Below are 11,456 nucleotides of genomic sequence, written 5' to 3'. Positions count from 1 at the left end.
CATCAAGTGCCATAAATATATAATATATTGAGGGAGATATGGATCATGGATCCTGCAAAAGCTGGATCATTATATTCGTTGCTGTATTTACGGTATTGATCTCAGACTCTACTGAACGGGATGCGATGTGGGCAGTTTGGATAAAGTGATCCATCTTGATCAGCTCATCGACCCACGGTTCCCTATGGGGAGGTTCTGTGGTGAAGACGTCGGATGCACAGGCGTAGATCTCCTTGTTTTTTAAAGCTTTGTAAAGAGCGTATTCGTTTACAATTCCGCCCCGGGCTGCATTTATTAAGACAGCCGTGTCCTTCATCATTTTAAACTCTTTGGTTGAGATCATGTCTTTTGTATTTTCAGTAAGCGGCACGTGGATGGATATAAAATCACATTCTTTCAGGATATGATTCACAGATGTTTGCTTTGCGTTGTATTCAGCCAGTACATCTTGGGCAGCATCAAACATATCATAGATCAGAACTTCCATTCCGATCCCGTTTGCTATTCTCGCGACATGTTTTCCGATATTACCAAACCCGATAATACCAATTTTCTTATGAAAGAGTTCCAGTCCTGTTGGTTTGTCCCAGCCGTGACTTTTGACATTCATAGCATTGCTCACAATATGCCTTGCCGCTGCAAACATCATTCCGATGGTGAGTTCGGCGACTGCATTGGAATTCGTTCCAATGCAGCGGCCGACTTTAATCCCTAGTTCTTCACAGACAGAAAGATCAATATTATCGGTCCCAACCCCGAATTTCACAATGGCTTTTAGGTGCCTGCATTTCCGGAGGAGCTCTTCATTCAGTTCGTCAACGCCCGCGATGATCCCGGACGCCCGCTTTGCTTTTTCTGCAAACACGTCTTTTGGAAGTGGTCTGCCTGTATGATTGACGTCCATTTCATAGCCAAGTACTTCTAAACGTTTTCCTGCTTTACTGCCGTATTTTGCGTATCCTCTCGGTGTTACTAGAATCGTTTTCATATGCTCATCCTTTTCTTACGTCTGTTACAATATCACGCAGCTTTTTTGCGTTTGCCGCAATTTCCTCTGTGGAACCTTTGGTAAGTAATCCGCCCAGGCCAACGCAGTCAGCTCCGCTGTCAAACCACTCTGCAAGGTTGTCGAAGTCAACTCCGCCTGATGCCATGACCGGCACCTGGGGGCATGGGACTTTTACCACTTTAGCTAAGCTGGGGCCGTAGTAATTGGAGATTGGAAATGCCTTTATAAAGGATGCGCCTGCCTTTAATGCCGTCAACATTTCCGTATAAGAAGTACATCCCGGTGCATATGGAATCTGGTATAAGTTGCAAATTTGCGCGACACCGTCGTCATAACAAGGGGCAATGATAAATTGTGCCCCGCTCATAATTGCAAGGCGGGCCGTTGTTCCGTCCAGGACGGTGCCTGCGCCGACCAGAAGATCCTCCTTATATTTCTTTTTTAAAGCAGAGATCACTTCTCCGGCGTTGTTGTTGGTATAGCTGATTTCAAGAACATTGACTCCGCCATCCAGGCATCCCTGAGCGATCTCATAACCACGTTCCACAGTATCCACCCGGACGATTGCCATTAAGCCGGTTTTTTTGATTCCTAAAATAATTTCTTCCTTTTTCATTTTTATCTCTTCTTTCTTTTATAAGTTATAAGTCTCTGGATGTAATAAATTTCATTTTGTCTAATTTAGCCTTTTTGAAACTATCTTCAAGATGCGTACCGCCTGTGTAGTTATCAATAAAATAACCCTCGACCAAGACAGGATGAACGTATACCTCTGCCTTCTTTTCTTTCATAAGCTGGGGATTCCTGCTCTTGCGGTTTTTATCAAAGGTGGCCACACTGCTGGAATAGTCTGTATGACGAAGGTGCAGCTGATTCATTTTTTTCTTCCACTGGGTGCCGTAGAAATGCCGCCATTTACTCCCGTTAAAAAAACTGTTTCCAATGTAACGGACAGATTCAAATTTGTATTTTTTTAACAAGGGTATCAATCCGTAAAGAACCGGAATATCATAAAATGCACAGTGGTGGGAGTCTATATTCATTAGAGAAAAACCTCCGCTTAAATACTTTTGGATCTGTGCTTCTATTTCCTCTGCGATGACATCTGCGTACATTGGTGTAACCCGGTGCAGAAAATCGGGGTGATAATCAAACAGATCTGATCTGGCATATTGTTTCAGCTTTTTAATCCCGGAGGTTAACGGTGTCCCGTCGAACAGATTGATATGTAAGCCGACCTTGTGCTTAAAGTTATTTTTTTCTGCCAGGGACACTGCCTCATCAAAATAATTCGTGTTGGTCACGACAGAAGCCTGGGAGCAAAAACCTTCATTGAAGGCTTTTGCGATTCCCAGATTCGCTTCATGGGTCAATCCAAAATCGTCAGCATTTAGTATAATTTTCATGGTTTATCCTCTAAAAGAATCCGATCAGTGTTCCCACTGTGCCAATTAGGATCAGCACCAGCAATATGATGTTTACATTGACTTTTTTTCTCAACATAAATACAGTTAATAGAGTGATTCCCAACGGCAGTATACCTTTTAAGATACTGTCAAATACCGCAGTCTGCACGTCCAGTGTACCTGTGCTTAAATTTAACTTTAATCCGCAGGACACAGTTACATAAGATGCCACCAGTCCTCCCAGTACAGTTGCCCCGACGATGGTTGCTTTTTCGGTTACTTTGTTTAATAAACCGCTTCCGATGATCTTTCCGATTCCTTCGCGTCCCATATAGTAACCTTTGGTATAGGATAAGTAACCAAGACCGAATAACACAACACCAATGATCAATAAGTAGATGATCGGTCCTAAGAAGTTGCCGGCCTTTGCCATACCAAGGATAATACCCAATGCTATGGGGGATAACGTTCCCTGCCAGATTGTGTCGCCGATACCTGCCAGAGGTCCCATCAAACCTGTTTTGATGCTTGAGATCATTTCTTCGTCTACATCTTCACCGTTTGCTTTTTGCTCTTCTAAGGCAAGAGTAATCCCTAAGATACAGCCTCCTACATTCGGTTCTGTATTAAAGAACTCCATGTGTCGTTTGCATGCGTCTTTTAATTCCTGTGTCTCTTTTCCGTATAATTTTTCCAGACTCGGCGCCAGAGTATGCAGCACCCCGGAAGCCTGCATTCGTTCATAGTTGTAGGTTGAATGGCTGAAGAATGTCCAGATCAGATAGGACTTAATGATATCTTTTTTACTTAATCTCTTTTTTTCTATGGTTTCCATGTTGATTCCTCCCTAACTTAAAGCTGAACTTTCGCTGTTCTGTAAAAGTGCTATAATCACTGCTAAAATACCGATGACCACCAGTGGCAGGTTGATATAAATAGATAAAATAAAACCTAACAGCAGATATAAGTATGCTTTTGCCCCAGCGTTAGATAAGATGGCTTTAAAATTCATTGCAATACCAAGGGCAGGAAGAATTGTCCCGATCGTAGTCAATACATCAATCACTGGTGTCCCTTTTAATGCCTGCAGCATACTTGTAATAACACCTGACCCGCTATATACGGCAATTGCTACCGGAATGGTATAAATGATACACTTAAAAATCTGGGAAGGAACGATGTTATAGAAAATAATTTTCTTTATATCTCCTGTCTCCGCAATTTTATCGGTTCTATGGACAATGAAAATATCCCCTGTCATATAAATCATCCATAATAAGTTGCCCAGTAAGGAAATCGGTACTGCAAGTGTCACTGCGACTCCTGTGGATGCATTTGAAATAATCGCCAGTGCTGTTCCGACAGTTCCCGCCAGGCCCTCATCCATGGTCTGGGCGCCGCCTGCCGTAATCTGTGCAAGATAGGTTACATTGATCGCTGCACCGACCATACAACCTTTGACAGAATCACCTAAAATTAGACCAACCAGGATCCCTGATATCAAAGGCCTTCTCAGCGCCCAGCTCATGTTAACAGTAAGCCATGGTGTCCCATTTGCTCCTAAATAGTAGACCAGGCCAATCAAAACTGCCTGTAAAATTGAAATATGCATGTTTCTCCCTCCGCTTAAAGTATTTTATTTATCTCTACAGTTTCCATGTTTGGCACGACCTGAATAAATACATGTACATGCTGTGCTGACAATTGCTTCAACATATCCCGTTCTTTATCACTTGCTGAAATATTTTTATATAACTTTTTTCGTTCTTGTGTAGAACCCATTCCGCCTAAATTAATTTCTTTTATTTGGACACCTTTCTCAATCAAATCCAGAAAAACCTTGGGTCCCTTTGCTAAAATAATGATGTTTTTATCCTCATCTTTTATCTTCTCTAAATACTCTGCGGCGCCGTCAATGGTCATTGCCTGAGCGCTTAGGTGCTTTGGCACTGCGCCTGTAATGACTGCGCTTAAAAATGGATCCTTTGCGACTTTGTCGTCTACGATCACAATTTCATTCCCTCCCACATGCTGGACCCATGCTGTCATGACCTGGCCGTGAATCAAACGGTCGTCGATCCGTGATAATACTATTTTGCTCATAATGTCCCTCCTCTCTCCATATTTAATGATAATTTAGCAATTCCCTGTTTTCCGGTCTCAACAAGATAATCTGCCAGCTCATCCAATTTCATATCGTTTCTTTTCAAGGCTGCTTCCACCAGCATAGATAAATTAATTCCCGATACACAGACAACATGTTTGTCCCTGTTATGATCAATCGCCTGGGCTGCGGCATTGTATGGGCTGGCTCCTAATAAGTCTGTCATGAATAAGATATCGTGATCTGTGTCCGCAGCGAAAGAATCGACCCTTTTGATAAAAGTATCAATGCTGTCCTCATGCCGCAATCCAAGAAACCATATGTTTTCCTGCTTCCCTATTATAAGCTCCAATGCATCGACCATGCCTTCTGCAAGTCCACCGTGTGTTGCCACTATAATGTCTGTCATCTACATCCTCCTTCACTCGTTAAATGGTAATTCGTTCTGTATGCGCTTACATCACTTAGGCATATCCTAACCCACAATTCTTATATACGCAAATTTTTTATATACACACTTAATTTACACTCTGTTTGAGTTTTTTACGGTGTATTTTGCATGAATTTTAAGTTTAGTGTATGATGAGTGTATATTAATTACGTCTGATTCAATTTGTGTGTGTTATAGAAACACCATAATCAGCACCAAATATACGCAGGAGATATGGCCATGTCTACGAACAAAGAGAAAATTTTATCCTATTTAAAAGAAGAAACCTTGCAAAGCATCAATCATCATAATTTTACCTTTGAAAAATGCAATGCGCTTATTCTGTCGATGGAGTTATATATTGACAGGACAAATGTGTCACGTATCCTAAATGATCTGCACAAAGAAGGAAAATTAATCAAGAAGGCAGGACGCCCCACCACTTTTATTTCAAGAGAGATCATCCGGAACTCTTTTCCTTTTGTATCCATCCCTGATACACTGAATAAAAATGAAACTATTTCAGACTTCATCCGATATGACGTACCGGCAAAAGAACAGACCATCGTCCAGTCGTTTTCTATTATCGGAAGTCAGCAAAATGGGTCCTTATATGAAGCTGTAACCAGGATCCTGCCTGTATTTTATCTCCCTAAATATTTCTTTAAGATCTTTTTTATGCAGGGGGAAGCTGGGACGGGGAAGAAGTTTTTCTTAGAAGAAATGTTAAACCGTGCAAAAACGTTGGGATTGGCTTCCCGGGAATCATCGGTTTATTATATTGAATTCAGCGATATTTACGTCAATCTAAGGCAGACCATAGAGATGATAGAAAAGGATCATAATATTTTTATCCTGGCAATTGAGTTTGTTCAAAAAAACGTAGACTCTGAAATCTTAAGCGGTTTTGTACATTCTCTTCAAATCCAATATAAAAATAAAAAAGACGCACCGATGATCGCCTTTATTGCGGCATCAGAATTACAGTCAGACCTGCTTCATTCCATCAGCCCTGTCATCCTGAACTTTCCTTCCGCAAAAGACCGGCCGCAATCAGAGTTGATTTCGATTCTATTGAATATGATCCAAAAAGAGAGCAACCGTTTAGATAAAACAATGTTTGTATCTTCCCAATTCATTCAGCTGATTTTACATAAGTGCAGCAACCTGCATCAATTAGAAAATGAGATTTTATATACAATTTCAAGGATTCTCTATACATCAAGTACTGCAGGCAAAAACAATGAACTTATGTTAGATGCATCGGTCTTGTTTGATAATGAAAGGGAGAATTTTATAAAATCCATTCCTGAACTAAAGGCAGAGATCCCTGACAAGATACAGATCAGACCAAACGGAGAAATTGAGTTTGATCAATTGTTTCTAAACTCCAATGAGCCTTTGGCTGAAACAAAAAATATAGTTTCAGATTTCTTTTCAAAGCAGCTGCTGATCTGTTCCAGGGTGACTGCCGCTGTATCTGAGAACAGTTATTCCGGCGATAGGCTTATTTCAGGGATCACAAAAGCATTCAATAAAAGTGTATTCTGCCAGGACCCATTTTTAAAAGAAAAAGTGGAACATATGATTCTGTCTGTATTCCGGAAAGATAAAAGTCTGGATATTGTGAAGGAAACCCCTTCTATGGACATTCAAACACCACAGATGAAAGCACTGTTAAACAATCTGATTCAATTAGCACAGACAAACCACTGCAAACTGTCAAAAACCCAAGAAAAAATGATCCAATCTATACTGACATATGCCCACTTAATCATGAGTGATATCCATATTCCTGTGATCATTACCTCAAAATATCATTTGTTGGCAAGTAATTACGCAAATATATTCAATTTATTCTTTGACCGGAGAATCATACATACTTTTCCTGCTGTTTTATCCGAAAAAAGAAATGAGAAACGAACGAATCTTGAGAACTTATATGAATTTGCGGTCAGCATCAATCGGGGACAGGGGGTCCTGATCTTATCAGACGCGGATATGAAACAAACCATTACCAATTACTTTTTTCCTAAGACGAAGGTATTGTCTTATAATGTCCAGTTTCATTCCTTTATTCTGGTGAAAGAGATTTTAAAGCTGTCTGTGAAGAAAAATGCCAGTATTATTTCCATCATCCCAAACCTGTTAATAAGCCAGAATGATGAGATGAAGATATTAAAAGACAACCAGTTAAAGAGTTATACTTTAAGATCCGCAGATAAACATCTCTTGTTTGCGTCCAAGCTTACCCCCGGAATCAATACGTTTACAACGAATGAACTATTTTTTCGTGCTCTGAGAGCAATTGCAAAGAAGCTTGATATCAAGTTAAATAACAGCCTGATCTTTGAATTCCTTTTTCATGCAAACTGTATCTTATTTCAGAAGAAACATAATTTTGATTTTTCTAAAAATGTCATGGATCACATGGATATTGATTATGCTGTCTTAGAGGTCATCCAGGAGAAAATACAGGAGCTGTCCTCGCCTGATTTTCATGTATCTGCATTTACCATGAAGGATTATCAGATTCTGTATGAGGCTGTTTTCCACAGTGCGCTGCAGAGCTTATGGGAGAGATAAAGAATCGGTTTTCCGTCTTGACATTCCGCTTTTGTGTGATAAAATAAGGAATGATAAAGACAGAGAAGGTGCACAGTAAGGAAGTCTTTCCCGAATTTCACACCGGAGTCGTATCCCTGAAAGAACAGTAGGGGATAACGTTATCTGCACGTTACGCAGGAGACTAAGAGCCAGGTCGTTTTTTCCTGGAATTAGGGTGGTACCGCGAGATGATTCCCGTCCCTTATATATTTTATATAAGGGATGGGATTTTTTTCATTCTATTAGATCAGATTATAAAACAAGGAGAAGTGATTATGAAGGAGAAACTTGAGGCGATTAAAAAAGAAGCCTTGGAGAAGATCAACACAGCAGATGCCATGGACACTCTGAATGATATCAGGATAGCGGTTCTGGGCAAAAAGGGAGAACTTACCCAGGTATTAAAAGGCATGAAGAATGTTGCCAAAGAAGAACGTCCGATGGTCGGACAGATGGTCAATGACACGAGGGCAGCCGTAGAACAGGCATTGGAAAAGGAGATGGCTCTTCTTAAGAAAAAGATTATGGAAGAAAAGCTCAAAACAGAAGTTATTGATGTGACGCTTCCGGGGAAAGTCCATGAGAAAGGACACCGCCATCCGAACCAGATTGCTCTTGAAGACTTGGAACGGGTATTCATCGGAATGGGTTATGAAGTCGTGGAAGGCCCGGAGGTAGAATACGATAAGTATAATTTCGAGATGCTCAATATCCCGGAAAACCATCCGGCAAAAGATGAGCAGGATACCTTCTTTATTTCAAAGGATATTCTTCTGCGCACCCAGACTTCACCGGTACAGGCACGGGTCATGGAGACCGGACAGATGCCGATCCGTATGATTGCTCCGGGACGGGTGTTCCGCTCTGACGAGGTGGATGCCACCCATTCACCGTCATTCCATCAGGTCGAAGGTCTGGTCGTGGACAAGGGAATCACCTTTGCGGACTTAAAGGGAACCCTTCAGCAGTTTGCCACAGAGTTTTTCGGACCGGAGACAAAGGTGAAATTCCGTCCGCATCACTTCCCATTCACAGAGCCGAGTGCGGAAGTGGACATCACTTGCTTTAAGTGCGGAGGGAAAGGATGCCGTATGTGCAAGGGCAGCGGATGGATCGAGATTCTCGGATGCGGTATGGTGCACCCGAATGTTCTGCGGGCTTGCGGGATCGACCCGGAAGTTTATTCAGGATTTGCATTCGGAATCGGTCTGGAACGTGTGGCGCTCCTGAAGTATGAGATTGACGATATGCGCCTGCTGTATGAAAACGATAAGAGATTTTTGAGCCAGTTTTAATTTTCGGGCGGCAAAGGCAAGTGAATATATTTAGATTTTGAAGGAGAATAGAGAATGAATACACCAATTTCTTGGATCAGGGCATATGTGCCGGATCTTGACTGTACGATACAGGAATATGTAGATAAGATGACACTTTCCGGGTCCAATGTGGAATGCTATGAAGAATTAGATAAAAATCTGGAAAAGATCGTAGTGGGAAAAATTCTTTCCATAGAGAAGCATCCGGATGCCGACAAACTGATCGTTTGTCAGGTGGATGTGGGGACGGAAAATGTCCAGATCGTCACCGGAGCAAAGAATGTTTCTGAGGGTGATTTGGTACCGGTCGTTTTAGCAGGGGGGAAAGTGGCCGGCGGCCATGACGGAAGCCCAAACCCGGAAGAGGGAATTAAAATCAAAAAAGGAAAGCTTCGGGGAGTGCCGTCCTTTGGCATGATGTGTTCCGTGGAAGAACTGGGTACAAGCAGAGATATGTATCCGGAAGCACCGGAAGACGGGATTTATATCTTTCAGAAAGATGTAAAACCGGGAGATGATGCGGTAAAAGCGATGGGACTCCGTGACCAGGTGGTGGAATTTGAGATTACTTCAAACCGTGTGGACTGTTTCAGTATGGTTGGAATGGCCAGAGAAGTTGCGGCAACGTTTCGAAAAGAATTTCATCCGCCGGTTGTGACAAAGACAGGCAATGACGAAGATGTCAATGATTTTATCAAAGTTACCGTAAAAGATACAGATCTTTGTCCCCGCTATACAGCAAGAGTTGTGAAAAATATCAAACTTGCACCGTCGCCGGAATGGATGCAGAGAAGGCTTGCAGCTATGGGAATCCGTCCGATCAACAATTTGGTGGACATCACCAACTATGTGATGGAAGAATACGGCCAGCCGATGCATGCTTATGATCTGGACACCATAGCAGGAAGCGAGATCATTGTGCGGAGAGCAAATGACGGAGACAAATTTACAACTCTGGACGGTGAAGAACGGAATTTAGACAGTGATGTGCTCATGATCTGTGACGGAGAAAAAGAAGTTGGAATCGCAGGTATTATGGGCGGTGAAAACTCTATGGTCACGGATGATATCAAGACTCTTTTATTTGAGGCCGCATGCTTCAACGGAACGAACATCCGCCTGTCTTCCAAGAGGATCGGCCTTCGGACCGACGCTTCCAGTAAGTTTGAAAAAGGTCTGGATCCGGAAAACGCTATGGCCGCTATGGACCGTGCGTGCCAGCTGATCGAAGAATTGGGAGCAGGGGAAGTAATTGGAGGGGCAGTGGATGTCTATCCGAATCCAAAGCAGCCTGTGCGTCTTCCATTAGAGGCTGACAAGATCAATGCACTGCTCGGAACCAATATTTCCATGGAAGAAATGATCGAATACTTCAGACGTCTCGATGTTAAATACGATATGGATGCAAATGAACTTATCATTCCTTCTTTCAGGCAGGATTTGAACTGTATGGCAGACCTGGCAGAGGAGGTGGCGAGATTTTATGGATATGACAATATTCCGGTCACTCTGCCGAGAGGAGAGGCTACAGCGGGTAAAAAGCCGTTTAAGATCCGTGTAGAAGATATTGCAAGAGAATCTGTAGAGCAGAATGGATTCAGCGGCGGTATGTGCTATTCTTTCGAGAGTCCGAAAGTATTCGATATGCTGCTGATTCCGGAGGGTGCAAAAGAGAGGGAAGCCATTAAGATATCCAATCCGCTGGGAGAGGATTTCAGTATCATGAGGACTGTTTCACTAAATGGTATGATGACTTCGCTGGCCAATAACTACAGCCACAGAAATCAGAATGTGCGTCTTTATGAGTTCGGCAACATCTATATCCCAAAAGCACTTCCGCTCACGGAACTTCCGGAGGAACGGATGCAGCTTACTCTGGGAATGTACGGTGACGGTGATTTCTTTACACTGAAGGGAGTCTTGGAAGATGTCTTTAAGGATCTCGGACTCGGCGGCACATCCGAATATGTTCCGACCAAGGAGCATTCTTTTATGCATCCGGGACGTCAGGCAGACGTTTTAGTCGGCGGAACTAAAGCTGCCTATATCGGTCAGATGCATCCGCAGGCTGTAGAAAACTATGGTATGAAAGGCGAAGTATATGTGGCTGTCATTGATATGCCGATCCTTACCGAGCAGGCGACCTTTGACCGTAAATATACAGGAGTGGCAAAATTCCCTGCGATGAAGAGGGATCTTAGTATGGTAATGAAAAAAGAGATATTTGTCGGCCAGATTGAAAAGATCTTCAGAGACAAGGGAGGAACACTGCTGGAAGGCTTTGAACTTTTTGATGTCTATGAAGGCGATCAGATCCAAAAGGGATGTAAGTCAGTGGCATATTCCCTGACCTTCCGTGCCCAGGACAGGACATTGGAGGAAGCAGAGATCAATAAAATCGTCGATAAGATTTTAGAAGAATTAAAGACATTAGGTATTGAACTTAGGGCATAAGCGGAAAATAAGAGGAAATAATAAGAAGGGTAGAGAATGTGCAGATACTGCAGATATTTCTGCTCTTCTTTTCTTTTTTGTTAAAAATATTACAAAATAGTTACATATATTATAAAAATGTGCTATAATA

10 protein-coding genes and 1 other annotated feature are annotated in these 11,456 nt (G+C 42.2%); of the genes, 3 read left to right on the top strand and 7 right to left on the bottom strand.

Annotation, left to right across the window (positions count from 1 at the left end; translation table 11 throughout):
* Positions 1-43: 43 nt before the first annotated feature.
* The 7 genes from DWV34_RS12605 to DWV34_RS12575 are packed head-to-tail and all read right to left on the bottom strand — an operon-like array spanning position 44 to position 4,928.
* The gene (locus DWV34_RS12605; RefSeq protein ID WP_006568885.1) at positions 44-988 is read right to left on the bottom strand and encodes a phosphoglycerate dehydrogenase; all 945 of its coding nucleotides are present in this window, start codon (positions 986-988) and stop codon (positions 44-46) included.
* Between the two features lie 4 nt (positions 989-992).
* A complete protein-coding gene (locus DWV34_RS12600) occupies positions 993-1,625 on the bottom strand; it encodes a ketohydroxyglutarate aldolase (RefSeq protein ID WP_006568886.1) in 633 nt (210 codons plus the stop codon).
* 25 nt (positions 1,626-1,650) lie between these two features.
* Positions 1,651-2,415 (bottom strand): ChbG/HpnK family deacetylase, encoded by a 765-nt coding sequence (locus DWV34_RS12595; protein ID WP_006568887.1) that lies wholly within the window; start codon positions 2,413-2,415, stop codon positions 1,651-1,653.
* Positions 2,416-2,425: 10 nt separating this feature from the next.
* A complete protein-coding gene (locus tag DWV34_RS12590; RefSeq protein ID WP_006568888.1) occupies positions 2,426-3,250 on the bottom strand; it encodes a PTS system mannose/fructose/sorbose family transporter subunit IID in 825 nt (274 codons plus the stop codon).
* Positions 3,251-3,262: 12 nt separating this feature from the next.
* Positions 3,263-4,027, bottom strand: a complete 765-nt coding sequence (locus DWV34_RS12585; protein WP_118476411.1) for a PTS mannose/fructose/sorbose/N-acetylgalactosamine transporter subunit IIC — start codon at positions 4,025-4,027, stop codon at positions 3,263-3,265.
* A 14-nt stretch (positions 4,028-4,041) separates the two neighbouring features.
* Entirely contained in the window at positions 4,042-4,518 is a 477-nt protein-coding gene (locus DWV34_RS12580) for a PTS sugar transporter subunit IIB (protein ID WP_009288736.1), read from the bottom strand.
* The gene (locus DWV34_RS12575) at positions 4,515-4,928 is read right to left on the bottom strand and encodes a PTS sugar transporter subunit IIA (RefSeq protein WP_009288735.1); all 414 of its coding nucleotides are present in this window, start codon (positions 4,926-4,928) and stop codon (positions 4,515-4,517) included. The genes DWV34_RS12580 and DWV34_RS12575 overlap by 4 nt, the downstream gene beginning before the upstream one ends.
* 261 nt (positions 4,929-5,189) lie before the next feature.
* On the opposite strand from DWV34_RS12575, the gene DWV34_RS12570 reads away from it, so the two are divergent.
* From DWV34_RS12570 to pheT, 3 genes are all read left to right on the top strand, one after another.
* Positions 5,190-7,535, top strand: coding sequence for a hypothetical protein (locus DWV34_RS12570; RefSeq protein WP_118476409.1), 2,346 nt, complete (start codon positions 5,190-5,192; stop codon positions 7,533-7,535).
* Positions 7,536-7,588: 53 nt separating this feature from the next.
* Positions 7,589-7,762 (top strand) — a binding site (T-box leader).
* A 69-nt stretch (positions 7,763-7,831) separates the two neighbouring features.
* Complete coding sequence (gene pheS, locus DWV34_RS12565; RefSeq protein ID WP_009288732.1) at positions 7,832-8,851, top strand: phenylalanine--tRNA ligase subunit alpha; 1,020 nt, start codon at positions 7,832-7,834, stop codon at positions 8,849-8,851.
* Positions 8,852-8,905: 54 nt separating this feature from the next.
* Positions 8,906-11,326 carry a phenylalanine--tRNA ligase subunit beta gene (pheT, locus tag DWV34_RS12560; RefSeq protein WP_118476407.1) on the top strand — a complete coding sequence of 807 codons (2,421 nt, stop codon included), beginning with the start codon at positions 8,906-8,908 and terminating at the stop codon, positions 11,324-11,326.
* Positions 11,327-11,456 lie beyond the last annotated feature (130 nt).

It is taken from the genome of Anaerostipes sp. AF04-45 (assembly GCF_003461725.1).
Lineage (GTDB): Bacteria > Bacillota > Clostridia > Lachnospirales > Lachnospiraceae > Anaerostipes > Anaerostipes caccae.
This window is presented reverse-complemented; position numbering and strand designations above follow the sequence as displayed.

Excerpts from the sequence above, each read along its gene's own strand:
- DWV34_RS12600 (WP_006568886.1), bottom strand. The coding sequence starts at position 1,625 with ATGAAAAAGGAAGAAATTATTTTAGGAATCAAAAAAACCGGCTTAATG.
- DWV34_RS12570 (WP_118476409.1), top strand. The coding sequence starts at position 5,190 with ATGTCTACGAACAAAGAGAAAATTTTATCCTATTTAAAAGAAGAAACC.
- pheS (WP_009288732.1), top strand. The coding sequence starts at position 7,832 with ATGAAGGAGAAACTTGAGGCGATTAAAAAAGAAGCCTTGGAGAAGATC.
- DWV34_RS12580 (WP_009288736.1), bottom strand. The coding sequence starts at position 4,518 with ATGAGCAAAATAGTATTATCACGGATCGACGACCGTTTGATTCACGGC.
- DWV34_RS12575 (WP_009288735.1), bottom strand. The coding sequence starts at position 4,928 with ATGACAGACATTATAGTGGCAACACACGGTGGACTTGCAGAAGGCATG.
- pheT (WP_118476407.1), top strand. The coding sequence starts at position 8,906 with ATGAATACACCAATTTCTTGGATCAGGGCATATGTGCCGGATCTTGAC.
- DWV34_RS12595 (WP_006568887.1), bottom strand. The coding sequence starts at position 2,415 with ATGAAAATTATACTAAATGCTGACGATTTTGGATTGACCCATGAAGCG.
- DWV34_RS12585 (WP_118476411.1), bottom strand. The coding sequence starts at position 4,027 with ATGCATATTTCAATTTTACAGGCAGTTTTGATTGGCCTGGTCTACTAT.
- DWV34_RS12590 (WP_006568888.1), bottom strand. The coding sequence starts at position 3,250 with ATGGAAACCATAGAAAAAAAGAGATTAAGTAAAAAAGATATCATTAAG.
- DWV34_RS12605 (WP_006568885.1), bottom strand. The coding sequence starts at position 988 with ATGAAAACGATTCTAGTAACACCGAGAGGATACGCAAAATACGGCAGT.